This window comes from Streptosporangium oxazolinicum (genome assembly GCF_039537505.1).
GTDB classification, from domain to species: Bacteria; Actinomycetota; Actinomycetes; order Streptosporangiales; family Streptosporangiaceae; genus Streptosporangium; species Streptosporangium oxazolinicum.
The window spans coordinates 301,485-327,126 of record NZ_BAABAQ010000004.1; the positions used below are offsets into that span (position 1 = coordinate 301,485).

The window sequence follows — 25,642 nt, forward strand, 5'->3', positions numbered from 1 at the left end:
GAGGAGGAGGTCCGGCTGACCGGGCGTGGTGTGGTGTGGCCTGAGTCCCGGCGGCCGTCAGCCCGTGACGCCGGGCTCGCCGTTCTCGATGTGTCCCATCAGGCGGCGGGCGAAGGTGGTGTCCCCGGCGACGGTGATCCACAGGTCGTACCATCCGGTCGCGGCCCGCCACGGCACCCGCGCGGTGTCCCGGGGCGCGACTCGCAGCGTCCGCGCCGTCCCGCCGTAGGCCAGGGGCGAGATCGTCACGTCGGCCGGTTCGTCACCGAGGTTGACGACGGCGATCTCGATCGTCCGCGCGACCGCGTCGATCACACTGGACGTCTCCACCGGATCGTCCGTCCCGCCCCGGAACTCCCGGCGGAAACCGTTCGGCCCGGTGAGGACGAGTGCGTACGTGGGGCACGGGAAGTAGACCGCCTCGCGGGCGTGGCCGAGCACGTCGAAGTGCATCGGACGGACGAGTTCCCCCATGTAGCCGTACAGCGCCAGGTGCGCGCTCTCGGTACCGGTGTTGCTCATCGTGATCTCGACGGCACGGCCGCTGGTCCGCGCCGAGGCGTCGGGCCGGTACGGCAGCGCGCGGGCGGGCCTGACTCCCGGCTCCCCGACGGGCATCCGCTGCTCGGCGGGAACCTCGGGGTACCAGCGGCCGGGTGGGACGTCCTCGCCGATGAGGGCGCCCTGGGTGGCCGGGACGCTCAGGAGGGCTGACACGTCCCGGCCCGGCGAGATGTCCTGGCCGGTCGAGATGTCCTGGCCGGTCGAGATGTCCTGGCCGGTCGAGATGTCCTGGCCGGTCGAGATGTCCTGGCCGGTCGAGATGTCCTGGCCGGACAGCACGCTCTGGTCGGGCGGAGTGCCCTGGGCGAATGAGACGTCCCGGACGGGTGAGGTGTCCTGGCCAGGCGGGGCGCTCCGGGCGGACGAGGTGCTCTCCGGGCCGCCGGGAACCGGTGTTTCCGGCGCGGGCCACGCCTCCGGGCGGGCGAAGTCGAAGGCGGAGGTGAGATCCCCGACGACGGTCCGCCGCCAGTCGCTGATGTCGGGGGCCCTGATGCCGAGCCAGGTCTCCAGGAAGCGGACCATCGAGCTGTGGTCGAACGTCTGCGAGCAGACGTGACCCCCCACGCTCCACGGCGACACGACGATCATCGGGACGCGCATGCCCAGCCCGATGGGCCGCCCGCCGACGAACTCCCCAGGGGTTCCGTCGGGCGGGACGGGCGGGGGAACGTGGTCGAAGAAGCCGTCGTTCTCGTCGTAGGTGACGAGGACCGCGGTGCTCGCCCACACCTCCGGACTCGACGCCAGCGCGTCGAGAATCCGATAGACGACCCTTCCGCTCTCCACGGCCGAGGACCCCTCCGGGTGTTCGGAGTCGGCGAGCGAGGTCACGACGTAGGAGACCGCGGGCAGGCGTCCCGCCGCCACGTCGGCGGCGAACCACTCCCCCAGCCCGCCTGTCCGGGTGCGGCGCAGCGCCCGGTCGTAGAGCACGCGGTCGGCCGGGCCGAGTCGTGCCGCCCTCTCCTCCAGCTCGGCGAGCATCGGCGCGGGATCCTCGGAGGCGCGCACCTTCTCGTAGAAGGAGTGCATGCTGCTCTGCCCCAGTTTCGCCATGACCGCCTTGAACGCGGCGAAGAACTCCAGGTTGTTGCACTGGTAGTTGTCCCACTCCTGGTAGACCTGCCAGGAGTGCCCGGCCCGGGTCAGCAGCTCGGGCACCGTGGTCCAGGAGTAGCCCGGGTGCCCGTCCTCCTCGCAGGCGCCGTTGTCGACGGCTCGCTGTTCGGTACCGGGCTCGTGACCCGTGTGCCCGGAGACGTGGTAGTTGCGGTTCGGGGTCGTGGAGCTCAGCACAGAGCAGTGGTAGGCGTCGCAGATCGTGAACGCGTCCGCCAGCCCGTAGTGGAACGGGAGGTCCTCGCGGTCGTAGTACGCCATGGTGGACGGGCCCTTGTTGGGCACCCAGGCGTCGTTCCAGCCCATCGCCCAGGCGTTCTGCGTGCCGAGCCAGGTGTGGTCGTGGGTGTCGAGCAGCATCGGGTCGGCTCCCGCGCGCTCTGCGGCCTCCCGTACCGGGAAGGGCAGGATCCCGTCCTGCTCGAAGACCGGCCGGAGGGCCCGGGTGGACACCGCGTTGCGGTCCCCGTAGCCGCGCACTCCGCGCATCCGGCCGAAGTAGTGGTCGAACGACCGGTTCTCCTGCATGACGAAGACGACGTGCTTGATGTCGGAGAGGGTTCCGGGAGGGGCGGGCCGCGCCAGCAGGCGCGTCAGAGAAGGGGGAAGGGCGGACGAAGCCGACATTGACGCATCCCTATAACGGCATTTCGAGCAAGCCTCAACCTAACAACCCGGCTCCTACCCTCCACACCCGACACCCTCCCTGGTAGACGGCCCGGTACCGGCCCGGCCGGGCAGCCGATCCGGACGGAGGTGAGGGCCCCTCCCACGCCGGGAAAAAGGGTTGAGCGGCGGCGACGGGCGCGAGCATGATCGGCTCGTGGATCTCGCCGCCTCCCTGCCCGCCTTCGTCGTACCTCGCCCTGGCGGCGGTGATGGGAGGCGCGGGCGCGTGATCCGTCGCCGCCTGGAGGCCGTCAGCGGCACCGTTCTCATCGTCCTGGGCCTGCGCATGGCCGCCACGACCCGCTGACGCCACGCGGGCGAACAGGCTTGCACCTCCTGTAGAGGGAGGCGCCAGGCTGGGGGCATGAACGGCGACACGCTCCACTCGATCGGTGATCTGGCCCGGCGGACCGGGCTGACGGTCAAGACCGTCCGGTTCTACTCCGACCGCGGGATCGTGCCGCCGACCGGTCGCAGCCCGGCCGGTCACCGCCTCTACGGCATCGACGCCGTCGCACGCCTTGACCTCGTACGGACGCTGCGCGACCTGGGAGTGGACCTTCCCACGATCCGCAGGGTCGTGGACCAGGAGATCTCGCTTCCCGAGGTCGCCGCGGCGCACGCCGAGGCACTGGCGGTGCAGATCCGGACGCTGCGCCTGCGGCGCGCGGTGCTGACGGCGGTGACCAGGCGCGGGTCCACCCCCAAGGAGATGGATCTCATGCACAAACTGGCCAGGCTCTCCGAGGACGAGCGCCGACGTCTGATCGACGACTTCCTCGACACCGCCTTCGGTTCCCCGGACGCCAACCCCGAGTTCGCGGGGGTCAGGCGCTCGATGACCCCCGAGTTGCCCGACGACCCCGAACCCGAGCAGGTCGAGGCGTGGGTGGAGTTGGCCGAACTGTCGCAGGACCCGGACTTTCGCGCCGTCATGCGCCGTCTGACCGGGCAACACACGGCCGAGCGCGCCCAGGGCGGTGTCACGGGCCCGCGCCGCGATCCCGTCGCGATGGTCCGCGACCAGGCCGGTCCAGCCCTGGTGTCCGGTATCGACCCGGTCTCGCCCCAGGCCGATCCGGTCGTCGCGGCGGTCACGGCCCGGTACGCGCACGCCGTCGGCCGCCCCGACGACGCCGACCTCCGGCGCCGGTTGCTGATCCGGCTGGAGAGCGCGAACGATCCCCGCAGGGAGTCGTATCTCCGGCTGCTCGCGGTGATCAACGGCTGGTTGGCTCCGGAAAGCCTGACGCCGGTGCTCGACTGGTTCATCCAGGCCCTGCGTGCCCGGATACCGGCGTAGCGGACGCTCCCGGCCGGTGCTGCTGTTTCGGCTGGTAGGAGCAGAGCCGGCCGGTCTGGATGGTCAGACGCGGTTCCTCGCCGAGGAGCGGGTCGGCGACGGCGCGCCGGACGGCCTTGCCGACCGAGACGCGGGCGCGTTCCTCGTCGCCGACGAGGTCACGGGTTCGTCCGGCCAGCCCGGTCGCGGACGCCAACTCAGAACGCGTGCCGCGGGCGTGCCTCGACCGGCGCGGCAGCCGTCCCGGTCCCGCGCCGCCGGTCCGACCGGCCTGGTCCCGGGACCACGCCGCGAGACCTCTCCACGGTCACGTCACGAGGGGAGCCAGGACGGCCACCAGGGCGGGTCGCAGTCGCCCGTGATCCCCTCGGTGGCGACGTCGTAGACGATCGTCACCACTGGCCCGGTGATCGAGACAATGGTGGCGAGAGTCGTCAGGATCGCCTTCAGCCAGCCGTGATCCGCGAACCACGACAGGTGGGCGAGGAGAACGACAGGAAACGCGGCGAGCAGCGAGATGAAAGAAATGACGGGGAATACAATAAGCCGACTCGCCACCCAGACCAGGCCGGCGAAGCTCTCCCCCGCATTTGTGCCACCGAGGCAGTAGCATTGCGTTCTGGCCACCAGAAAAGCGTCCAGAAAAGTCCCCAAAGCCGCGCACGCCGACGCGACAACAGCCGATGCCCCACACCCCATGGCCCAGAGCGCATCACTCTCCCCTGACGCATTCCGCTCAGTCACGGCGCAATCAAAACAGATCCCTGTGATTGCTGGGCGCAGGGGATGTGAGAATACGGTGCAGATATTCCGGCGTGCGGGAGCCGAGGGCCCGCGCGGTTATGCCTTGGGTGCCTGCGAGATGCGCACCATGTTGCCCGAGGGGTCCCGGAAGGCGCAGTCGCGCGGGCCCCAGGGCTGGTCGATGGGCTCCTGCAGCACCTCGGCGCCGAAGGCCCGCACGTGCTCGAAGGCCGCGTCGACATCGCCGGTGCGGAACACGGTCATCGGCAGGACTCCCTTGGTGAGCAGCTCCTGCAGGGCGTCGCCGTCGGCCTGGGACCGGCCGGCGTGCGGCTCGGAGAGCACGATCTCAAGGTCCGGCTGGGACGCGCTGCCGAGGGTGACCCAGCGGAAGCCGTCCGAGGCGACGTCGTTGCGCACCTCGAGGCCGAGCGCGTCGCGGTAGAAGGCGAGCGATTCGTCCAGGTCGTTGACGGTGATGTGGCAGTACTGGAGAGAAATGTTCATGTGGCCAACGCTAGAGGAGGGCATCGCGGACCACTTCTCCGATCCTGACCGGTTGGTCCCTGGTCGGCCGGGTGTGGATCTTGGCCACGCACGCGGGCATCGCCAGCACGGCGCGGTGCTCCCGGGCCCGGTACGCGCTCGGCGTCATCCCCACGAGCTCGGTGAATCGCGAGCTGAACGAGCCGAGGGAGGTACACCCGACCGCCATGCACGCGTCGGTCACGCTCATGCCCGCGCGCAGCAGCGCCATCGCCCGCTCGACCCGCCGGGTCATGAGGTAGCTGTACGGCGACTCACCGTAGGCCGCCCGGAACTCCCGGGAGAAGTGTCCCGGCGACATCAGCGCGTGGCGGGCCATGGTCGGCACGTCGAGCGGGCGTGCGTACTCCCTGTCGATCAGATCCCGCGCCCGGCGCAGGTGCGCGAGGTTGGCAAGGTGTAGCCGATCCATGGGACGAGGGTACCTTCCCGCTCCGACAGCACTCCCGACAAGGCGAGCGGTCAGGCCCGTGCCCGTGACGTGCGGTTCGGGCCGACGGACCGCCCGGGTCCCGCGATCGCGGGATCAGGCCGGAAACCGGCGGATCGGGAAGACTGTTTCCAACGATCCGAGGTGGCGGGTGATCCTGACATGAGGGCGAGCATGGAGCCCATGCCGCCGGACCGAGGTCTGGGGCGGATCATATTCCTCAACGGCGCGTCGAGTTCGGGGAAGTCGACCCTGGCCAAGCTGCTGCAGCACCGGTTGGATGAACCGTTCCTGCACGTCTCCTCCGATCATCTCGTGGCAAGCGGGATGCTGCCCGAGCCGCGAGATGCCGAAGGTCCGTTCGCATGGTGGACGGAGATGCGGCCGCGATTCTTCAAGGGCTTTCACCAGTGCCTGCCCAGCCTGGCCGTCATGGGCAACAACCTGATCGTGGAGCACGTCATCGAGTTCCGGGCCTGGCGCGAGGAGCTTGCCCGTTGCCTGGAAGGTTTCGACGTGTTCCTTGTCGGCGTGCACTGCGATCTAGCGGAGATCGATCGCCGGGAGCACGCGCGCAAGAACCACCGTATTGGCAAGGGTCGCTCGCACGTGGAGGTTGACGGCATCCACACGTTCGGCCCGTACGACTACGAGGTGGACACCAGCGCCGGGGTGTCGGACGCGCTGGCGGAAGCGGTGCTGACCGCCTGGCGTGCCCGGGGCGAACAGCGTGCCCTGAGCTGAGCTCAGCTGGTGGCTGAAGCCGCGTCTGGCACGGACCAGGATCGGCCGAGGACGACGGACCGGGCAGGACCAGACCTGTGACATGGGTCGGCACCCGACCGGATCAGTTGCCGAGTGCCGCTCGCCGCCCATGATCCGGTGTGAGGTTCTCGTAGAACCAGGGCTGGTCGTCGGGTCGGTAGGTGAGGCTCGGCCGGCACAGCAACTCCCGCAGGACGTCCCGCGCCTCGTCGCCCGATACCCGTCCCGTCCTCCAGCGGGTGACGAGCTCCAGGGCGTTGTCCAGATCTTCGGCGGTGTCCTCGGCGCCGTCGTCGTCCGGCAGGGCTAGGAAAGAGGAGCCGCCGGGGTCGTCCTCGCCGAGGAGCTCGCGCAACAGGAGGGCGCGAATCCGTGTCTCCCGCCTGAGAGGTGCGGCGACGCCGGGGTCCTGGTGGTCCTCGACGGCGTGGACCGCGCGGGCCAGGGTCGCGCTCGCGTCCGCGTAATCGTCCGCGTGAACCTGCCAGGAGCTCAGCTTGATCAGCGCGGCGACGAAACGTTCCCTGTGCTCGTGCCGCGAATGGTGCTCGACCGCCCGGGACAATGCCTCGGACACCTCCTCGCGGTGACCGAGATCGTTCAGGACCTCGGCCAGCATGGTGGCGGTGACGCCGGCGTTGAACCAAGCCTCGATCCGGACGTCGATCTCCTCGGTCTCGCGGATCAGGGGAAGAGAGGTCGCGAGCTCGCCCATCGCGAGGTACGTACAGCCGGCTTCGTACTTGGCGAGCGATAGTTTGTCCTGATCCGCATGGATCGAGGGGGAGGCCAAGGCCTGCCTGCACCAGAACAGCCGGTCGGCCTGCTCGTTCAGCCAGCGGCAGAGAAGAACGTTGTTGAGAACCGCCGACAGGGCGTCCGGGTGCAGACCGAGCCGTGCGAACAGATCGGCGGCCGTCCGCCCGTGGTCGAGGGCCTGGCGCCACTCCCGCTGCCGGCCGAACAGGGTACTCAGCTTGAAATGGGTCCGCGCCTCCGGCACCGGCAGCCGGTAGGCGGAGCTGATCTGGAGTGCCTCGCGGTAGGAGTCCGCGGCGAGCCCGGCCGCTCCCATCTTCTCCAGTTGCTCGGCAGTGTCGTGGCAGGCGGTGACGGCCCGTTCCGGTTCGCCGTTCCGTAGCAAGAGGCGGATCCGGACCTGGTTCATGCGGGCGACTCCGTCGATCTCCTTGCGCCCGGAGTAGAGAAGCCAGAGATCGAGAGCGAGATCGGTGGCCGTCGCCACCAGGGCCAGGCGCTCGGCGAGCTCCTCCGCCGCATGGAAGATCTCGGGGTCCAGTTCGCCGGAGAACTCGGCCTCGGGGGACAGATCGGTGATCTCGCGCAACCGGTCGCGAAGGAACCGCACCGCGCGCTCCTGAAACGCGCGCAGGACGCCGGGGTCCTCCTCGGAGTCGCGCCGTTTGAGCGCGAACAGCCGGATCAGCTCGTACAGGGTGAAGCTGCTCTCCTTGGCGCCCTGCAGATCGACGGTCAAGGTACGTCCGCTCAGGTTCTGATCAGCCAGGCGGTGGAGGACGAGAGCCTGTCGGAACGGGTCGAGATCAGAGGCGTGGCTGTACGCCCGCGCCGTCACGGCGGCACCGGGAAACGCCGTCATCAGTCGCAGGGCCCGGCGGCCGTCGTCGGACAGGAGCGCGTAGCTGAGAGCGATCGCCGCCCCCACCGGCCGGGCGCCGGTGTCCAGGTACTGCAGCCGGGTGACCTCGTTGGCCAGGATGTCCCGTAGATGCCCCGGATCGACCTCGGGGCCGGCCGCCAGCCAGGACCCGACAACGCGCAGGGCCAGCGGAATGTCGGCACACAGTTCGGCGATGTCGCCCAGCGTGACCCCGTCGCCGCCACGCTCGCCCGCGTACATCCGCAGCAGCGCCACCGACTCCGCCCGGAACATCGGTTCGACCCCGAACGACAGGCCGGGGTCAGCGAGATCCTGCAGGCGGTCCCGGGAGGTGACGATGACGGCGCACGAGGCGGCCCGCCGTACGAGCGGCGCGACATGAGCGGCGTCGAGGACGTTGTCGAACAACAGCAGGACGTTCCGATCCTCCAGTGCGGTCAGGAACAGATCCAGCGCCGCGGCCTCGTCGGTGGCCGTCTCACTGAGGCCGATCCCGAGTGCCTCGGACAGGATCCGCACGGCCGTGCGCGGCCCGCGCCGCCGCTGTGGATCCAGCCCGAACAGATCGAGGTAGTAGACCCCTCCGGAGAAACGATCGGCCAGCCGCCTGGCCACCTCGACGGCCGTGGCGGAGGTCCCCGCCCCCGGCTGTCCCGACAGATGCGTGACGGCGCTACCACGGGACGCCAGGGTCCGCACCAGTCCGTCGCAAACCTGGGAGAGCAGCTCGTCCCGTCCGATGAAATACGGGTCGGACGGCGGGAGCCAGCACATGCGCTGCGCGGTCGCCCCGATCAGCTCCCGATGGCCGGCCCGGTCGGATCGGCGCGGCGCCTGCGCCAGGTCCGCCGCCTCGGACGTGCGCTCCACCACCGCGACCTCGGTCGAGGCCGGGAGGGGCAGCAGCGCTTCGAGATGGCCGAGGAAGCGCCGGGTCCCGGCGGCCGTGGATCCCGCCAGCGCGGCCGTCAGGTGGTCGCGGCAACCGGCGGACACGTGCCGGAACAGAGCGCCACGGATCTGCTCCCCGACCACGTGGACCAGCGTCTCCCAAGCCTCCCTGGGCTGCACCACGCCGTCGCCCAGCGGGGCGCACCACAGGTCAACGGCCCGGTCGTGGCCGGGCAGGCCGGGGAGCAGAATCCGGGCGTCCAGACCATGGCGCCGCAGGCGCTCGCGCAGTTCCAGCGCCCAGACAGAGTCCTGACGCGCGGCCAGGGCCGTCTCGACGGCCAGCCGGTCGACGACGGCGCCGAGACCGCCGGGCCCGCTGCATGACCGGTCGAGATCATGCAGGACCGTCGCGGCCTCGAACGCGGCCTCGCCCGGACCCGTGACGGAAGGGTTCCCGAGTTCCGTCGTGTCCGCGGGCAGGGCGGGCGCCAGGACCGAGCCCGCGGCACCGCCGATGAGGACGATCTCATCGTGCAGGCGCAGCCCCGGCACGGCGGACAGCAGCTCGGCCAGATGCTCGGCACAGCTGATCCACACCGAGTCGCGCAGCCACCGGTCCCTGCTGTTGTAGCGGCCCGACACGACGCCGAGCACCGCGTCGTCGGCGGTGCGCAGCAGGGGGGCGCCGCTCATGCCTTTGAGCACGGCACTGCTACTGAACCGGGCCAGGTCGACGCCGTCGCGGTGAACGGGTCCCTCCCAGTGCCCGGTGGCGGTCAGTAGCTCGTACTCGTGGCCGGGATCGTCGATTTGAGGGACGCCCATCACGTAGCCGTCGGTGCGCAGCCGTACACCGGCCGACGCGGCGAGGCCGGGGACCGACCTGTCGAACGGCCGTTCCGCGCGCAGCACGGCCAGATCGCGGGCGGGATCTCCGGCGACGACCCGTGCCCCGAACGTCGGCGAGGAGCCGTCGAGCGCGCCGACCTCGATCTCGGCCTCCGGCTCGTCGCAGCCGAGTTCGGCCAGCACATGCCAGGCGGTGACGATGATCCTCGGGGTGAACTGGAAACAGGTTCCCCGTGCGAGGCCGCCGCCGTCCAGAATCCGTCCGAGGAAAGCGGGGACCTTCACGCCCGTGCCGCCCCGGCGTCCTCCTGGGACTCTGACTCGGGCGATTCGGGTACGGGCGTGACCTGCCCGTACACCAGTTTCACCTTGAGGGACGCCTCACCCGAGGCCTCGGACAAGATGATGCCGCCCTTGGCCGAGAACTTCAGCCCGAACTCCACCTCCACGGCCGACGGGGCCGCGGCCCGCCGCGCGGTGTCCCGGATCATCTCGGCGGTCGACGAGGCGATCTCGACAATGGCCGCCTGCGCTCGGGGCCAGAGGTCTTGAAGGTGTTCCGCCGGGTTCGCATTCCGCGAGGTGAACTCCGACCCGCCCACGGCCGCGGTCTCGACGAGCACGGTCACCTGCCCGATCCGCATTTGAATCGTCCCCATCCGCACCCCTTCCGTTTCTCAGAGCCCATGATCCGCGATCGGAGGGGCGTACGCCTGAGAATTCACACGATAGGCAGGCGTGGGCGCTGACGCGACAGGGCTGCCCGGCAATAACGTCACACTTTCAGTAGCGTTCTCAAGCGCAGCGTGTTGACGGGCTTCGCCGGATTTCAAAGAACACTCGCCCGTGAAACCGGCATGCTCCGGGAGCCCCTAATGGGTGTGGCGTACCCGACTCCACCGAACTCGGGGTACGTCAGACGGCCGAGAGGAACCGTGACCGCCGCTCCCCGCCGCTCCGGCGGACAGTCGGTCGGCGACAGGTGCCCTTGACGGTAAGGGGGTTGATATCGGTTTTATGACTCCGGGATGGTTACCGGCGGGTCGGCCCTACGGTGCAGCCATGCCGGTGAAGTCCTCGCCCTCATGGCGTATTCGACTGGTTTCGCGGGATGCTCCGCGCTCCGACGAGAAGACTACGCCGCGCGGGAATCCTCCGCTGAGGTCACGCGGCCATATCCGAATCCCCTCGGCCGGCCTGTCCATCTGACCGGCTTCTTCCATTCGATTCCCGGAGAACTCCCAATGTCGAGCAAACGCCGTAAGAAAATGTCCCGCGCCACCGTCGCGCCGGGATCGAGAACGCGCGAACCGGCTCCCGAACCACCTCGGCAACCGCCGCCACAGGAACCGGCCCGATCGGGCACCGGCAGCGAAGCCCCGCCGTCGCGGTGGCCGAACTGGGTCAGATCCCCGGGAGCATGGGTCGTCGGTATCGCCTTCCCCTTGCTCGGAGCGATATTGATCACGTTCATCAACGGTCTTGGACTCGATGTCATCGACGTTCCAGCGGTCCGAGACTCCACACGCGCCGCCTTCAAGGAGCCCGACGACATCGAATACAGCATCCGCTACGAAGATCCCGGATTCGAGATGATCTTGCCCTCCAGAGTGGAGTTGACCGCCAGACAGAAGGCCTTTCTCCGAAAATGGAGCTACGAGAACATGGGTGATGACACGTCGTATGGCCTCAAGGATCTGGTACGTGAACTCCGCACCGCCGGGGCCGCCACTCGCACTGACCAAATGCACATCGTGGTGGCGCTGGAGGGCAAACGCCACCAGGACATCCACGTAGACGCCATCTACCCGGTAGACGTACAGCGTGTCCCCCCTTACGACGGGACATGGGTCAACATTCCACCGCAGGATGGAGGGCGGATCCTTCAGATGATGTTCGATTTCAACGAGCACACCCCTAGCGCGCGTACGACCAAGGGCGGTGTTGACGGCACACCTCTCAAGCCTGGGCAGCAGTACTTCCGCGGTAACAAAATCACCATTAGGGACGGCAAGGAAGACACGCTCAGTATTTCCATGACCGGCCCCCGGGAAGCGGTGACCTTCAAGATCCGCATCGACTATCGCATCGGTGGAGAGTCTCGCCACATCGTCATCACCGACCGGGGACGCCCCTTCGCGATCACTTCCCTCAACTGCACCGACCGCGGCCGCACCGGCGGGAATGGCAGGAAGGTCTTCGGACACGTCTCCTACGATCACATTTGGAGCCTTCGGAGCGGAGACATCGTTTCGGTGAAGAACCCTCGGCGGTGGAACACCTGGAACTGCTGACCGGCCGGTCGCGACCGGCGACGACGAACCCCGGCCCCGTCTACTCGTCCTCGGTGAACACGATCTCGCGGCGCCTGCGGATCGCCGGGAGGACGGTGACGACGAGTGCCGCCACGGCCAGGGCCAGGAGCACCGCGGAGATCGGCCTGGTCAGGAAGATCGACGCGTCGCCGCGGGAGATGATGAGCGCCCGCCGCAGGTTCTCCTCGAGCAGGGGGCCGAGGACGAAGCCGAGCAGCAGTGGCGCCGGCTCGCAGCCGCACTTGATCAGGATGTAGCCCAGGAGCCCGAAGAAGACGATCGCGTAGACGTCGTACGCGTTGAACTCCAGGGAGTAGGTGCCGATCGCTGCGAACAGGATGATCATGGGGAACAGCACCTGGTACGGGATGCGCAGCATGCGCACCCACAGGCCGATCAGCGGCAGGTTCAGCAGCACGAGCAGCACGTTGCCGATCCACATCGACGCGATCAGGCCCCAGAACAGCGCCGGTTCGTCGGTGATGACGTTCGGGCCCGGGGTGATGCCGTGGACGATGAACGCGCCGACCATCAGTGCCATCACCGGGTGGGCGGGCAGCCCCAGGGTGAGCAGCGGGATGAACGACGTCTGCGCGGCGGCGTTGTTCGCCGACTCGGGGCCGGCGACGCCCTCGATCGCGCCGTGCCCGAACTCCCCCTGCCGCTTGGAGATCCGCTTCTCGACGGCGTAGGAGGTGAACGAGGCCAGCACGTGGCCACCGCCGGGCAGGACGCCGAGCGCGGCGCCCAGGCCGGTACCCCGCAGGATCGGGCCGACGATCCGGCGCCGGTCCTCGCGGGTCGGCCAGAGGTTCCGCACCTTGCCGACGATCGCCGTGCGAGTCTGCTCGTTCTCCAGGTTGCGCAGGATCTCGGCCACCCCGAACATGCCGACGGCGACCGAGACGAAGTCGATGCCGCCGTACAGCTCGCGCTGGTCGAACACGAAGCGGGGCGTGCCGGTGTAGAGGTCCTGGCCGACCGTGCCGAACAGGACACCGAGCGCGATCATCGCCAGTGCCTTGAGCGCCGTGCCGCGCGCCAGCGCGATCGACACGATCAGGCCGAGCAGCACCAGCGAGAAGTACTCGGCCGGGCCGAACCTCAGCGCGACGCGGGCCAGCGGCGGGGCGGCGACGGCCAGCACGACGGTGGCCACCGTACCCGCGACGAAGGACCCGATCGCGGCGGCGGCCAGTGCCGCGCCGGCCCGGCCCTGCCGGGCCATCTCGTGCCCGTCCAGCGCGGTGACCGCCGCCGACGACTCACCGGGCAGGTTGATCAGGATGGCGGTCGTCGATCCGCCGTACTGCGCGCCGTAGTAGATGCCGGCCAGCATGATCAGCGCCGTCACCGGCTCGAAGCCGAACGTGATCGGCAGCAGCATCGCCACCGTCGCCGTCGGCCCGATGCCGGGCAGTACGCCCACCGCCGTCCCGAGCAGCACTCCCACGAAGCAGTAGAGGACGTTCTGGATCAGGAGGGCGGTCGAGAAGCCCAGCGCGAGGTTGTCGAGAAGTTCCATGCCTCAATCCGGATGCCGCGTCAGAACCCCAGCCACGGGCCCCATAGCGGGATCCGCAGCTGAAGTCCGACGACGAAGATGAGCGTGCCGGCCACCGTCAGCCCGGCGGCCACCGCGACGGCCGTGAGCGGCCGTACGCGCGAACTGGCCAGCGCGGCGAGCAGGGCGGTCACCGCCGACGCCGGCACGAACCCGAGACCCCGGACGGTGAGTCCGAAGAACAGGACCGCGAGCACGATGGCGGCGACCGCGCGCCAGGGGATCGGCCCGAACGAGACCATCTCGCCGGCGACGAGTCCCTTGACGACGATCGCCAGGCCCAGGGCGGCCACGATCGCGCCGACCAGCAGTGGGAAGGCTCCGGGGCCCATCCGCAGCGGGGTGCCCAGCTCGTAGCCGAGCGCCCCTGCCGCGAACGCGCCACCGATCAGGACGAACACTCCCCCGGCGAGGACGTCCGGGAGGGACCGGCGGCGCTCCACCTCAGGAGGCCTTGACGCCGGCGTCGGCGATGACCTTCGCCCAGGTGCCGAGTTGTTCTTCGAGTTTGGTCCGGAGCGCCTGCGGGGTCGCGTCCCCGGCCGGAACCGGCGCGGTGCCGAGCTTGGCCATCTGGTCGACGACCCCCTGGTCGGCCAGCGCCACCTTCAGCGCCTCGGACAGCTTCTGGACGATCTCCTGCGGCGTGCCCTTCGGGACGTAGAGGCCGTGCCACACGCTGACCTGGAGCTGGGGTAGCCCGGCCTCGGTCGTGGTGGGCAGGTCGGGCAGGCTCTTCACCCGCTCCGGCGTGGTGACCGCGTACGCCTTCACCTCGCCCGCGGAGATCTGGCCGCTGGTGTTGGTCGTCTGGTCGCACATGAAGTCGACCTGGCCGCCGACGAGGTCGGTCAGCGCGGGGCCGGTGCCCTCGTACGGGACCTCCTGGAGCTTGACACCGGCGGCGGTCTGGAACAGCAGGCCGCACAGGTGGGACGCGGCGCCGATGCCGGCGTTGGCCAGCGTGACCTTGCCGGCGTTCGCCTTCACGTGGGTCACGAGGTCCTGGAGCGTCGCGGGCGCGAAGTCCTTGCGGGCGACGACCGTCATCGGCACCTCGGTGACGAGCCCGACCATCTCGAAGTCCTCCAGCGGCTTGTAGCCCAGGTTCTGGTACAGGGCGGGCGCCGTCGACATGCCGATGTGGTGCATGAGCACGGTGTGGCCGTCGGGCTCGGCCCGCGCGACCTCCCCGGCGCCGACCGTGCCGCCCGCGCCCTCGGCGTTCTGGACGACGATCTTGGCGCCGAGCTTGGCGGCCATCGGCTCGGCGATCATGCGGGTGACGGTGTCCGTCGGGCCGCCAGCGCTGAACGGCACGACGAACGTGATGTTCTTGTCCGGGTAGCCCCCGGCGGCGCTCGCGCCGGTGGCGCCTCCGCCGGGGACGCCCCCGTTACCGGAACAGGCGGCGACAAGCGAGACGACGCCGATCGCGGCGACCATCCGTGCGACGGCCCGGTACCTGCTGGTCGCTCTCATATCGCGGCCTCCTCCTCTGCGCACGCGCGTTTGTCGGTGAGTGCGCGGCCTCAGTCTCGGCTGGCGGGGACGCGGATGGTGTCAGAGAAATCCCAAGAATGCGCTGAATGTCAGAGAAATCCCAAGAACCATAAGGGCTAACAAAAGCGATGATTCGCAGCGTACAATCCGGTATGCGGATCACCATCATCGAGGATGACGACCGCGTGGCGCGGGGTCTGGTGACCGTCCTGGCCCAGGCGGGCTTCGAGGTCCACCGCATCGCCACCGCCGCGGAGGCCGTGCGCGCCGCCCCGTCCGACGTGGTCCTCGTCGACCTGGGGCTGCCCGACGGCGACGGGCTCGACGTGATCCGCAAGCTGCGCGACCGCCCGGAGACCGCCGTCATCGCCGTGACGGCACGCTCCGAGGAACACGAGCGGGTCCGTGGCCTGCGCGCCGGCGCGGACGACTACATCGTGAAACCGTTCGGCATCCCGGAGCTGCTGGCCCGGATCGACGCCGTCCTGCGGCGCACCCGGGTGGCCCGCGCCCTGAGCCACCCGGACGAGCCACTCGTCCTCGGCCCGATGCGGATCGGCGTCGGCACCCGCGAGGTCGTCATCGGCGGCACACCCGTGACGCTGACCCGCAAGGAGTTCGAGCTGCTCCTGCTGCTGGCCCGGAGGGCGCCGAACGTGGTGAGCCGCGACGTCATCCTCGACCAGATCTGGGGCGCGACCTGGGAGTCCTCCAGCCGCACCCTCGACACCCACATCGCGGCGTTGCGGCACAAGCTCGGACCGGCCGTGCTCATCCGCACGATCCACGGGGTCGGCTATCGGCTCATGGCCGACCAGCCGGAGCTGATCGGCTGACGCGCCGTGCACCGTCGGCTGCTCGTCGTCCTGGTGCCCCTCGCGGTGCTGCTCGTCGCGGCGCTCGGGGTGCCGCTCAGCGTCACCGTGGCCGAACGGGAGATGCAGGAGACCTACGTCGACCGGCTCAACGACGTCGGCCGGTTCGCGTCGCTGGCCGAGACCGCGCTGTCGACCAGGCGGACCGAGGCGCTCCGCCAGGAGCTCGCGCGCTACCACGAGCTGTACGGCATCCCGGTCGCGGTGATCGACATGTCGGGTACGGTGCTGCTCGGGCCGGCCGGCGCGTACCGGGAGGCGGCGCGGGCCGAGCCGGCGTTGCCCCGGATCGTGACCGCGGCGCTGGCCGGGGCGAGGTCCGAACCGTCCGGGGCGTGGGCGCCGTGGGACGACTCCGCGCTCGTGGTCGCGGAGCCGGTGGGCCGGGACAGCGAGGTCATCGGCACCGTCGTGACGATCTCCGACCTGTCGAGGACGCGCTATCGCATCCTCGTGCGATGGACCCAGCTCGCCGGGCTCGGGCTGCTGCCGTTGATCGCGCTGGTGGCCGTCGCCTGGCCGGTGTCGGCGTGGGTGCTGCGGCCGGTGCGGGAGCTGGACGCGGCGAGCTCGCGGATCTCGCGGGGCGACCTCACGATCCGGGCGGACGCCGAGGCCGGCCCGGTCGAGCTGCGGCGGCTGGCGGGGTCGTTCAACACCATGATGGACGCGGTCGAGAACGCCGTGCAGCGGCAGCGGGCGTTCGTGTCCGACGCGTCGCATCAGTTACGCAATCCGCTGACCAGCCTCCGGCTCGCCGTGGAGAGCCTGGAACCGCATCTGCGCGCGGACGGCGACGGGCGGCAGGTCTACGACGTCGCCGTCGACGAGCTGAAGGCGATGCAGCGAATGCTGAACTCGCTGCAGGCCAGTGCGCGGATGGAGAGCATCCGGACGGCGTCGCCGGTGGATCTCGACGCGGTGCTGGCGACCCGGGTGGACCGGTGGCGGGCGTTGACGGCGACGGCGGGGCAGACGCTGGTGGTCGACGTGCCGCCGGGGCTGCGGTTGCTGGAGCCGCCGGGCGGGCTGGGCAGCATCCTGGACGAGCTGATCAGCAACGCGTTACGGCTGTCGGACGCGCGGGTGGTGGAGGTGACCGCCCGGGTCGTCCCCGGCGGCGCGGGCACCGGGGACGGCGGCTCCTCCTCGACCGGCGGCGTGGTCACGATCGCTGTCCGCGACGACGGCCAGGGGATGGACGCGGCCGAGCGGGCCCAGGCGCTACGGCGGTTCTGGCGGTCGCCGAGGCACCAGAACGTGCCCGGAACCGGCCTGGGACTGGCGATCTGCGCCGACCTGGCCGGGGCGGCCGGGGGCGAGCTGCGGCTGGAGGATGGCCTGCCGCGTCCGGACGGGTCCGGGCACGGATTCGCCGCGGTGGTCGCGTTGCCGGTCGTCCCGCGGGCGGCGTCGTCATCCGGGACCCCGGCTCCCCCGCAGGACTGAGAGGCCCGGATTCGGTCGTAAGCGTGGAAAACCCGGCTCCGCCGTGGGGGTGTCGCTGTCGCGGGGGTGGTCGCTGTCCCGGGTCACTGCTTGCGGTCGCGGAACCAGGCGGCCGCGCCCGGATGGAGCGGGATCGACGCGGTGGAGATCCCGGTCCGCACGTTGATCTGCCACGCTTCGGGGACGGCCTCGGGAACGGCCTCGGCGTCACGGCTGGCGGAGATGATCGCGCCGGTGTGCGTGAAGATCGTGTCGGTGATGGCGTAGACCAGGTCGTCGAGCAGGTCGTTGCGCACGAGAAGCACGTTCGGCACGGCGACGGTACGGGTGGCCGGGACACCGGCGTAGGCGGTCGCGGGGATCATGGCCGGAGCGTACGGACCCGGGAACGCCGTGAAGAGCGCGTCCGCCTGCGCCTCCAACGGGATCAGCCGGATCCGGTGCCGCTGCGCCAGTTCCGTGATGGCGGGTGTCGGGACGCCGGTCAGGGAGAACATCGCGTCGATCTCGCCGTCGCGCAGTGCCGCCGCCGATTCGGCCTGGCTGAGATACCGGCCGTCGGCGTTCACCAGGCCGAGTTCGAGCACCCGCAGCGACGTGAACTCCGTGCCCGAGTCGCGGGCGCCGAGGGATACGCGCCTGCCCCTGAGGTCCCGGAACCCGTCGATCGCCGAACCGGCCATGACGACGAGGTGCAGGTGGCTGTCGTAGAGACGGCAGATCGCCGAGAGCCCCTCGGGCACGCTGCCGTCGGTCGTGATCAGCGCGTCCAGGCTCGTCAGCCCGAGGTGCACCTCACCGGCCCGCAGCATCCGGATGTTGTCGGTGGACGCCCCGCTCGGCACGGTGACCAGGGTGACCCCCGGCACCCGCGCGGAGATGTGTTCGGCCAGCGCGCCGCCGATGCGCCGGTACACCGCCCCCGCCGGCCCGGTGGCCAGTCGCAGGTGGACCTGGTCGGCCTCGGGCCGCCGGGAGCAACCGGCGAGCAGCCCTCCGGCGGCCAGGATCACCGCCCGCCGGCTGAGACTCGGCTTCGGGTTCGGCGCCATGCCGAGATGATACGGACAGCGGCCGCCGATCGCCGACGGCACGCGTCTCGTCAACGCACCGCCTCCGTGCCACCTCCCCGGCTGAGCAGGGTGGTGAGCTGCTCTCGGCACAGTCGGCGATAGTCCGCGGAGCCGGGGGCGACGCCCAGGACACTCCGCACCATCCGCGGCATGGCCACCGGGGCGAAGGCGGCCATGTGCATGAGCAGCACGATGAACTCGGCGCTGACCGAGTCGGTGAGCTCGCCCGCGCGCTGACGATCACGGATGCGGCGCACGCCGTCTTCGATTCGCCGCTTCTGTTCGCTCCTGGCCTCCTCGGCCCCCTGGCCGGGATCGTCGCCGAGGGCCTGCCACACGACCAGCCGCGCCAGGTCCAGGTGATCGAGGGTCATGTCGAGGTACGCCTGCAGCGACTCGGCGAAGGCGACCTCCGGAGGCACCAGCGTCTCCTGCCGGGTGGACCAGCGCCGTCTGAGCTCGTCGAGCAGGCCCTGCTTCCCGCCGAAGTAGTAGGCGATCAGTTGCTGGTTGACACCGGCTCGGGCCGCGATGCCCGCGGTCCGGGCGCCGGAGTAGCCCTTGGCGCCGAACTCGACCGCGGCCGCGTCGAGGATCTTCTGCCGTGTTCGCTCGGCCATCCGGTCACGCCCCCCTGGAGTGCGGTGCCGGCGGGGCCCGGTACGACCCCGCCGTCTTCCCCGCGCGCCTCGGAAACGAGGTCGCGGGTGTCGTCGACATGGTCGGAGCCGGTGTCACCGAGGTCGCGGCGCCCGATCCATCCCGTAGGACCGAGGTCGGGCGAACCAGCGGGCGGAATCGCGGGAGGCTTTCGCGGACGGCCGACCCGCCGAAAATACCGGCTTGTTGGGCCGCCACCCGCCCCAACAAGCCTCAGGAAGGACCGAGCCTAAGCCGACCGGGGTCCGGACATGTCAGTTCGGCTCCGTGTCGGTCCACTCCGCGATCTCGTACACGTCGTACTCGGACACCTCGCCAGGCTTGTGGGACCGGTAAGGCTGACTCCCGGCGGGAGCTTCCAGGAGCCACGCGGCGGAGTCGCCACGAGATCCCGCATGGCCGGCGGCGTCCTGAAGACGCGTCCGGGGTCGAGAACGTACAGGATCTCAGCCGTCTAGCGTTGCTTGAGGCGGAGTGCTTCCTTGCGGACCTCGACCTGGAGGGACCGCTCGCGCTCCAGCCACGCCGGGTTTTCCGCCTTCAGCGCATCGATCTCAGCGGTGGTGAGCGGCTCGGTGATCCCGCCTCTGAGCAGGCCGGCGACGGAGACCCTGAGCTTCGCGGCGATGACCTGCTTGGTGTGCGGGCCGTTGCGGCGCAGGTCGACGAGCCAGGCGGGTGGCGTCGACTGCAACTCGTTCAGCTCGTCCCTGGAGACGACACCCGCCTGGAACTCGGCGGGAGTGGCCGAGAGGGGGACACCCAGCTTCTTGGCCGCGGTCGCGGGCTTCATCGTCTGGATGGTCTTCGGTTTGGACGAGGTCATGGGGTCAAGGGTAGTCAGCCGGAACAGGTTCCCTTGACATCGGCACCCTGTCGGTACCCTGAGGAAGTGACTGATGGAGAGACCGGCGGGATGTTTCGACTGGCGTACGTGCCCGGGGTGACACCCGCGAAATGGGTCAACGTCTGGACCGAGAGAATGCCCGGCGTGCCGGTCACCCTGGTCGCGGTTCCCGCCGCCGACGCGGTGGGGCTCCTGCGGAACGGCGGTGCCGACGCCGGACTCGTCAGGCTGCCGATCGACCGGGACGGGCTCAGCGTGATTCCTCTCTACGTGGAGACCACGGTGGTCGTGGTTCCCAAGGACCACGCGGTGGCCGCCGCTGACGAGGTGTCCGTCGCCGACCTCATCGACGACGAGGTGTTCCATCCTCTGGACGACAGCATCGAGTGGACGGCCCGGCCGGGGCTGCCCGCGTTCACCCGCCCGGCCACGACGGCGGACGCGGTCGAGCTTGTAGCGGCCGGCACCGGAATCCTCCTGGTTCCGCTGTCGCTGGCCCGCCTCCACCACCGCAGGGATCTCACCTACCGGCCGGTGACGGACGCGCCGCGGTCTCAGGTCGCGCTGACCTGGCCCACGGAGGCGACCACTGACCTGGTGGAAGATTTCATCGGCATCGTCCGCGGCCGGACGGTGAACAGCTCGCGGGGCCGTACCCCGGCCTCCTCCGTACAGAAACCGGCGCAGCGGCAAGCACAAAGGCCCGCACAGAACGGCTCCGGTCGCCGGACCGTGCCGACCGGCCGTAGGAGGAAGGGCAACCGGCCTCGGTGACCTGCGGACAGATGCGCCGATGTGATGCCGCGCACACGCAGGAATTCGAGTCGCCCCCCACCGGCCCCGAGGGGCGGGACGGAGGAGGCGGGGACGTTCCGCTCTGCGCGAAGCCGGCAGAACTCGAACGCGCCATCTACCTATGGTGAGGCATGGCCTCCTCTGTCCCGCCGCTCCGCCCGGCGATCGATCGGACCGATCCCAAGCCGTCTCCGGCTCACGAGCCGCTGTGGCGGCACGCGCTCGGTGGGTGCCTCAGAGGTCTTCGCCACGAGCGGGGCGAGAAGCTGAGCGAGACGGCGCGTCGCGCCGGAGTCTCGCCGCAGTATCTCTCCGAGATGGAACGAGGCGTCAAAGAGCCATCGAGCGAAATGATCGCCGCGGTCGCCGGCGCGCTGGATGTCACCCTGGTCGACCTGACCCTCGCCGTCGCCGAGAGCCTGCGGTCCATTCAAAGCAGCACGTCGAGAGGTGCTACCTGCTCGGCGGCGTACGCTCTGGCCGCGTAGCGTGGCCTGCCCGAATCATCCGCGAGCCTACGAGTGCTTCTCGATGATCTCGTCGAGAAGCCCGTACTCCAAGGCCGCGGTCGCGGTGAACACGCGATCGTGATCGGTGTCGGCGCGCAGGGTCTCGATGGTCTGGCCCGTGTGCCGTGACAGGATGCGCTCGATGTCCGCGCGGACGCGTACGACCTCGTCGGCCTGCAGGATGAGATCGGGGATCGCTCCGCGCCCCTGAGCGGCCGGTTGGTGCAGGATCACTCGTGCGTGCGGGAGGGCGGCACGTTTCCCCTCGGCCCCCGCGGCGAGAAGGACGGCACCCACCGCGATGGCCTGTCCAATACAGGTTGTCTCAACCCGCGGGCGGATATAGCGCATGGTGTCGTATATCGCGAGCATCGCACTCGGGTCCCCGCCTTCACAGTTTATATAGAACTGTATGCTGGCATCGGGGTTGTCTGACTCCAGAAAAATAAGCTGCGCGATGAGCGCGTTCGCGACGCCCGCGTCAATCGCGGTTCCCAGATAGACGATTCGCTCGGTGAGCAGGTGCGAGTAGACATCCATGATCCGCTCGCCACGAGAGTTCCGGGCGATGACATTGGGGATCGTGTACGTGGTCACTGGCCGACTCCTTCTGCGACGCCGAATCCGAGCCGTGGGCGATGGTGTGGCGCGATTTCGTCGAAGTCCTGGACGATCGCGTCTATGAAGCCGTAGTCCAGCGCCTCTTGCGCCGTGTACCAGCGATCATGCAGAGAATCCTCGAATATGCGCTCCACGGACTGCCCCGTGTCCTCGGCGATGAGACCGAGCACCGTGTCGCGAGTATGCCGAAGGTCGCCGGCCTGCAACTCGATGTCGACCGCGGTGCCACCGATTCCGGCCGAGCCCTGGTGCATCAGGACACGTGAGTGTGGCAGGGCACGGCGCTTCCCCCGGGTGCCCGAAGACAGCAGGAATTGCCCGGCGCTGTAGGCGATGCCCAGCACGAGGGTCGATACGTCACAGGGAATGAGCCGCATGATGTCACGGATCGCGAGCATCGATGGAACCGAGCCGCCCGGGGAGTGAATCCACAATGCGATATCGGTCGACGAATCCTGCGCGGCGAGTGCTATCAATTGCGTGGCGAGTAACGTCCCGTTGTCGTCATCGAGAGGGCCGTCGAGAACGAGAACACGCTGCTCGTAAAGCTCATGTCTTACCCGCGCGCTGAACAGTGGAAGTTTCGATTCTTCACCCATGCGTCCATCATGTGGGGCGACCCGGAACGGCGTCGACACGATCCGCCTGGGGCAGATCTGCTCTGAGCAGCGAGACTCGGCTTCCAGCCCGGTTCATACCATTGCGGCCGGGATCGGATGGGGCTGTTGCCATCGGCGGGCACTACCGGGTACATCTCCGAAGTGGGGGCGCGACCAGGACCGGTACCGGCACTGACCTGGGCGTACGATCCACGCATACGCCTTACCGAGGGTAGCGATTAATTGTCGAAAGTAACGAGAGCTGAGCTTCGCCGTCTCGGGTCCTTCGTGGCGATAGTCATGCGCGTGGGCGGCGCGACCGTGACCGGCCGGAGAGCCGCAGCGCGGCCGGCGACGTCCGCCCCCATCCGAGGTCGTTGTCACTCAGTCGGTCACTCATCGATTCAGAAGTTTTCGCTCCACAGATACCAGGAACCCTGATAGTGCTCGACGTCGGCTTCGTATTCTTCCTCCTCGGGCAACTGAGGCTTCCCCTGCGGGCTCCATATGACGCCACGCTGATGGATACCGTCTCCCCCAGCGGCCAGTGCGAAGCGCACGGTGTTTCCATACCGTTCGGCCCAGGAGACGTCGAACAGTCCGAGCGTTACAGGCCCCATCTTCCAGTCTGTGCTTCCCGCCACCGCCGACCGTGCGGCCTTCTCGAAACTCCCCTCGGACAACGCGAACCTGGATCTCTCCGGTTCTCCCTGGCTACCCAGCGCCAACAGCGGGATTACGATGATCAGTGGCGCCGCCCAGCGCAGCAGGTTTCGCCTGACTCCCGGTCGCCGCTCTGGAGCGAAGAGTTCCACAGCGAGGCGCACAAACCAGACCACGCCAAGCACGAAAAACGCCAGAAGAACGGGCAGTATCCACAGAGGACCAGTACCAGGAAAACTCTCCGCGTACAGAAGCAGGATGCTCAGGACCGTCAGCGAGCCAATCAGAGGCAGACCCGGTGCGCCGATCGAACTTCTCGGGGGCCGCTCTTGCAGAGTCACGGCAACTCCCATCAGGGTCGATCAGATCCGCTCGAATCCTATCCATGGACCCCGGTAAGCGCAGAGCGCCGGAAACTCGGAGTTCTACGCAGGGTGAATGCCGTCTATTCGTCTTCGTTGTGCTGCAAGGGATTGCAGGCCGTCACGTGACCTGCTGTCCTCTCACGGATTTGCCGCTCTTACGTCGTCGCGACAGATCATTGAGAATCGACGGCCAGGCGCATCAGCATGTTTGGTATCTACTGTTTGTCTGGCGGGTGCCCCAGTTGGGCGAACTTCACGGCTAGGTGTGCCTTTCGGCGGCGTCGAACGCGGGCGCGAGCGGGGCCAGCGCCGCGCGGAGTTGGTCGGGTAGCGAGCCGGAGGGCACGACCAGCCCTCCGGCGCCGAAGCTCCCGCCCGGCTGGAGCCAGCCTTCCAACGCGATGCGCACCGCCGCGGCCACACTCGCCGCGAGGACACGGGCTGTGCGCGCTCCGGCGTCACCAAGGCGTTCGGCGATCACCGCTGTGAGAGGGGGCTCGATTCCTGCGGCGGTGTCGAGGAACGCGTCGCGCAGCGCGGTCCGGGTGGTGATCAGCAGCAGCGCCTCGTGTTCGCGCTCACCGGTGTTCGTGTACTGCTCGATCACCGCCTCGGTGACGGCGTCAGCCAGACGCACTCCTGCGGGCCGGGCCGCGACCGCCGCTGCGATCCGCGCCTCCCGGTCCGCGGTGACGGCGGCGACGATCGCCTGCTCGCGGCTGGCGAAGTAGTTGTTGTAGGTGCGCGGTGAGACCCCGGCCGCCTCGGCGATGTCCTCGACCCGCACCTGGTCCGGTCCACGTTCCACCGCCAGGCGCAGGGCCGCCTCGCGCAGCGCCTCGCGCGTGGCCTGCTTCTTCCGCTCCCGCAGCCCTGGCGGTGGTGTCCTCACGGTGCCAGCGTGCCACACAGGACTGCGTGCACGCAAACTTGCGTGTACGCACTTTTCCTGTCAGCCTCGACCCCACCGAGACCGACGGAGAGGACGGCACCATGCGAGCAAGAGGAATGACCTACGACACCGGGTTCGTCGTGCACGGCCAGATATCCCGCGAGAGCTTCGACCCAGAGGTCGTCCGGCGCGAGCTCGCCATCATCCGCGACGACCTGCACTGCAACGCGATCCAGATCATCGGCGGCGACCCGGACCGACTGGAGCTGACCGCCGGCGCCGCCGCCGAACTCGGCCTGGAGGTCTGGTTCTCGCCCTATCCACTGGAGCTGGACCCGGAGCAGATCCTTACGCTCTTCCGCGACTGCGCCGAGCGGGCGGAACGACTCCGGCGAAATGGGGCCGAGGTCGTGTTCGTCGCAGGTGTGGAGCTGAGCGTGATGAACCGCGGGTTCCTGCCCGGAGAGAGCCCGGAGGAGCGGGTCAAGCAGCTGATGAGCCAACCCGAGCGGCGGGCCGACGCGATACGCGAGCTCGGTGTGCGCATCAACGCATTCCTCCGCGACGCCGCGGCCACGGTCCGCGAGCGTTATCAGGGGAGGCTCACTTACGCATCCATCCAGTTCGAGCAGGTGGACTGGACTCCCTTCGACTTCGTGACGTTCGAGCTGATCCGCTCCGCCGAGGTCGCCGACCGGTTCCGGGACGCGGTGCGTACTCTGGCCCAAGGCCCGAAGCCGCTCGCCATCACCGGGTTCGGCACCGCGGCCTACCGCGGCGCGGGGGACCGGGGCGGGCGGGTGCTGGAAGTGGTCGAGCACGACCCAGAGACCAGGGCCCCTGTGCGGCTGAACGACGTATACGAGCGCGACGAGGCCGGTCAGGCCGCGTATCTGAGCGAACTACTGGAAATCTTCGAAACCGAGGGCGTGGACAGCGCGTTCGTGTTCCTGTTCGCCTTGCCTGGCTACCCGCACCGCCCCGACGGCGACCCCAGGGACGACTTGGACCGGGCCAGCCTGGGCGTCGTCAAACTACTCGCAGGGCGCCGGGGGCAGACCTACCCCGACATGGAATGGGAACCCAAGGCCGCCTTCGCGGCAGTGGCACAGCGGTATCGGATGTGACAGGCCCCGCGCACGATGACCACGGCTCGGGGTCTGCACTGCGGCGCAGTGCGGATCCCGAGCAGGTGGAAGCGGTATTCGCCGAGCTCACCGCAGACCTCACCGCAGACCTCGCGCCGGTCTACCGCCGCCGCGACCTGCGGGCCAACGGCGTGTTGTACCCGCGCGGGTTACTGATGCCTCGGCGGCGGCCAACTGGTGCCGGAGGTGCGGAACTCGTGCCTCGTCCTGTAACCGGCGTTCCACCGTCTTGACAT

General features: G+C 69.2%; 25 protein-coding genes. 9 read left to right on the top strand and 16 right to left on the bottom strand.

From position 1 onward, the window contains the following. Positions 1 to 57: 57 nt before the first annotated feature. Entirely contained in the window at positions 58 to 2,313 is a 2,256-nt protein-coding gene (locus tag ABD817_RS14270) for an alkaline phosphatase family protein (protein ID WP_344918357.1), read from the bottom strand. Between the two features lie 196 nt (positions 2,314 to 2,509). Here ABD817_RS14270 and ABD817_RS14275 point away from each other — a divergent pair, with 196 nt between their 5' ends. Both ABD817_RS14275 and ABD817_RS14280 read left to right on the top strand, forming a co-directional pair. Next, positions 2,510 to 2,662, top strand: coding sequence for a hypothetical protein (locus ABD817_RS14275; RefSeq protein WP_344918358.1), 153 nt, complete (start codon positions 2,510 to 2,512; stop codon positions 2,660 to 2,662). Between the two features lie 57 nt (positions 2,663 to 2,719). Next, positions 2,720 to 3,658: a MerR family transcriptional regulator gene (locus ABD817_RS14280; protein WP_344918360.1), complete on the top strand. Its 939-nt coding sequence runs from the start codon at positions 2,720 to 2,722 to the stop codon at positions 3,656 to 3,658. 312 nt (positions 3,659 to 3,970) lie between these two features. Here the strand turns inward: ABD817_RS14280 and ABD817_RS14285 are convergent, their stop codons facing one another. The 3 genes from ABD817_RS14285 to ABD817_RS14295 all read right to left on the bottom strand — a co-directional run bounded on the left by ABD817_RS14285 (position 3,971) and on the right by ABD817_RS14295 (position 5,360). Then, entirely contained in the window at positions 3,971 to 4,285 is a 315-nt protein-coding gene (locus ABD817_RS14285) for a hypothetical protein (protein WP_344918361.1), read from the bottom strand. A gap of 213 nt (positions 4,286 to 4,498) precedes the next feature. Then, on the bottom strand, positions 4,499 to 4,909 hold the full coding sequence (locus ABD817_RS14290) for a VOC family protein (RefSeq protein ID WP_344918362.1): 411 nt from the start codon (positions 4,907 to 4,909) through the stop codon (positions 4,499 to 4,501). Between the two features lie 10 nt (positions 4,910 to 4,919). After that, positions 4,920 to 5,360 carry a helix-turn-helix transcriptional regulator gene (locus tag ABD817_RS14295; protein ID WP_344918363.1) on the bottom strand — a complete coding sequence of 147 codons (441 nt, stop codon included), beginning with the start codon at positions 5,358 to 5,360 and terminating at the stop codon, positions 4,920 to 4,922. A gap of 192 nt (positions 5,361 to 5,552) precedes the next feature. Between ABD817_RS14295 and ABD817_RS14300 the strand changes: the two genes are divergently transcribed. Further along, entirely contained in the window at positions 5,553 to 6,122 is a 570-nt protein-coding gene (locus tag ABD817_RS14300; RefSeq protein ID WP_344918364.1) for a chloramphenicol phosphotransferase CPT family protein, read from the top strand. Positions 6,123 to 6,225: 103 nt separating this feature from the next. Here the strand turns inward: ABD817_RS14300 and ABD817_RS14305 are convergent, their stop codons facing one another. Continuing rightward, entirely contained in the window at positions 6,226 to 9,813 is a 3,588-nt protein-coding gene (locus tag ABD817_RS14305) for a trypsin-like peptidase domain-containing protein (RefSeq protein WP_344918365.1), read from the bottom strand. Then, positions 9,810 to 10,187 (bottom strand): CU044_2847 family protein, encoded by a 378-nt coding sequence (locus ABD817_RS14310; RefSeq protein ID WP_344918366.1) that lies wholly within the window; start codon positions 10,185 to 10,187, stop codon positions 9,810 to 9,812. Before ABD817_RS14310 ends, ABD817_RS14305 begins: the two co-directional genes overlap by 4 nt. Before the next feature lie 801 nt (positions 10,188 to 10,988). On the opposite strand from ABD817_RS14310, the gene ABD817_RS14315 reads away from it, so the two are divergent. Beyond that, positions 10,989 to 11,822: a hypothetical protein gene (locus ABD817_RS14315; RefSeq protein ID WP_344918367.1), complete on the top strand. Its 834-nt coding sequence runs from the start codon at positions 10,989 to 10,991 to the stop codon at positions 11,820 to 11,822. A gap of 40 nt (positions 11,823 to 11,862) precedes the next feature. Here the strand turns inward: ABD817_RS14315 and ABD817_RS14320 are convergent, their stop codons facing one another. From ABD817_RS14320 to ABD817_RS14330, 3 genes are read right to left on the bottom strand one after another with little or no spacing between them, the layout of a single operon-like run. Further along, positions 11,863 to 13,368 carry a tripartite tricarboxylate transporter permease gene (locus ABD817_RS14320; protein WP_344918368.1) on the bottom strand — a complete coding sequence of 502 codons (1,506 nt, stop codon included), beginning with the start codon at positions 13,366 to 13,368 and terminating at the stop codon, positions 11,863 to 11,865. A 20-nt stretch (positions 13,369 to 13,388) separates the two neighbouring features. Continuing rightward, on the bottom strand, positions 13,389 to 13,850 hold the full coding sequence (locus ABD817_RS14325) for a tripartite tricarboxylate transporter TctB family protein (protein WP_344918369.1): 462 nt from the start codon (positions 13,848 to 13,850) through the stop codon (positions 13,389 to 13,391). A 1-nt stretch (position 13,851) separates the two neighbouring features. After that, positions 13,852 to 14,889 carry a tripartite tricarboxylate transporter substrate-binding protein gene (locus ABD817_RS14330; protein WP_344918370.1) on the bottom strand — a complete coding sequence of 346 codons (1,038 nt, stop codon included), beginning with the start codon at positions 14,887 to 14,889 and terminating at the stop codon, positions 13,852 to 13,854. A gap of 173 nt (positions 14,890 to 15,062) precedes the next feature. On the opposite strand from ABD817_RS14330, the gene ABD817_RS14335 reads away from it, so the two are divergent. Together ABD817_RS14335 and ABD817_RS14340 are read left to right on the top strand one after the other, a co-directional pair. Beyond that, positions 15,063 to 15,746, top strand: coding sequence for a response regulator transcription factor (locus ABD817_RS14335; protein ID WP_344918371.1), 684 nt, complete (start codon positions 15,063 to 15,065; stop codon positions 15,744 to 15,746). A 6-nt stretch (positions 15,747 to 15,752) separates the two neighbouring features. Continuing rightward, positions 15,753 to 17,234, top strand: coding sequence for a sensor histidine kinase (locus ABD817_RS14340; protein ID WP_344918372.1), 1,482 nt, complete (start codon positions 15,753 to 15,755; stop codon positions 17,232 to 17,234). Between the two features lie 83 nt (positions 17,235 to 17,317). Here the strand turns inward: ABD817_RS14340 and ABD817_RS14345 are convergent, their stop codons facing one another. From ABD817_RS14345 to ABD817_RS14355, 3 genes are all read right to left on the bottom strand, one after another. Next, entirely contained in the window at positions 17,318 to 18,286 is a 969-nt protein-coding gene (locus tag ABD817_RS14345; RefSeq protein ID WP_344918373.1) for a TAXI family TRAP transporter solute-binding subunit, read from the bottom strand. 50 nt (positions 18,287 to 18,336) lie between these two features. After that, positions 18,337 to 18,927 (bottom strand): TetR/AcrR family transcriptional regulator, encoded by a 591-nt coding sequence (locus ABD817_RS14350; protein WP_344918374.1) that lies wholly within the window; start codon positions 18,925 to 18,927, stop codon positions 18,337 to 18,339. Positions 18,928 to 19,421: 494 nt separating this feature from the next. Further along, positions 19,422 to 19,793 carry a DUF5997 family protein gene (locus tag ABD817_RS14355; protein ID WP_344918375.1) on the bottom strand — a complete coding sequence of 124 codons (372 nt, stop codon included), beginning with the start codon at positions 19,791 to 19,793 and terminating at the stop codon, positions 19,422 to 19,424. A 66-nt stretch (positions 19,794 to 19,859) separates the two neighbouring features. Between ABD817_RS14355 and ABD817_RS14360 the strand changes: the two genes are divergently transcribed. Continuing rightward, on the top strand, positions 19,860 to 20,588 hold the full coding sequence (locus tag ABD817_RS14360; RefSeq protein ID WP_344918376.1) for a LysR family substrate-binding domain-containing protein: 729 nt from the start codon (positions 19,860 to 19,862) through the stop codon (positions 20,586 to 20,588). Positions 20,589 to 20,740: 152 nt separating this feature from the next. After that, positions 20,741 to 21,097, top strand: a complete 357-nt coding sequence (locus ABD817_RS14365) for a helix-turn-helix domain-containing protein (RefSeq protein ID WP_344918377.1) — start codon at positions 20,741 to 20,743, stop codon at positions 21,095 to 21,097. A gap of 27 nt (positions 21,098 to 21,124) precedes the next feature. Here the strand turns inward: ABD817_RS14365 and ABD817_RS14370 are convergent, their stop codons facing one another. From ABD817_RS14370 to ABD817_RS14385, 4 genes are all read right to left on the bottom strand, one after another. Then, the gene (locus tag ABD817_RS14370; protein ID WP_344918378.1) at positions 21,125 to 21,715 is read right to left on the bottom strand and encodes a ClpP family protease; all 591 of its coding nucleotides are present in this window, start codon (positions 21,713 to 21,715) and stop codon (positions 21,125 to 21,127) included. Then, entirely contained in the window at positions 21,712 to 22,338 is a 627-nt protein-coding gene (locus tag ABD817_RS14375) for a ClpP family protease (protein WP_344918379.1), read from the bottom strand. The genes ABD817_RS14370 and ABD817_RS14375 overlap by 4 nt, the downstream gene beginning before the upstream one ends. A 404-nt stretch (positions 22,339 to 22,742) precedes the next feature. Then, a complete protein-coding gene (locus ABD817_RS14380) occupies positions 22,743 to 23,342 on the bottom strand; it encodes a hypothetical protein (protein ID WP_344918380.1) in 600 nt (199 codons plus the stop codon). A gap of 283 nt (positions 23,343 to 23,625) precedes the next feature. Then, positions 23,626 to 24,258, bottom strand: coding sequence for a TetR/AcrR family transcriptional regulator (locus tag ABD817_RS14385; RefSeq protein WP_344918381.1), 633 nt, complete (start codon positions 24,256 to 24,258; stop codon positions 23,626 to 23,628). 116 nt (positions 24,259 to 24,374) lie between these two features. On the opposite strand from ABD817_RS14385, the gene ABD817_RS14390 reads away from it, so the two are divergent. After that, positions 24,375 to 25,385, top strand: a complete 1,011-nt coding sequence (locus ABD817_RS14390; protein ID WP_344918382.1) for a glycoside hydrolase family 113 protein — start codon at positions 24,375 to 24,377, stop codon at positions 25,383 to 25,385. Positions 25,386 to 25,642: the final 257 nt, after the last annotated feature.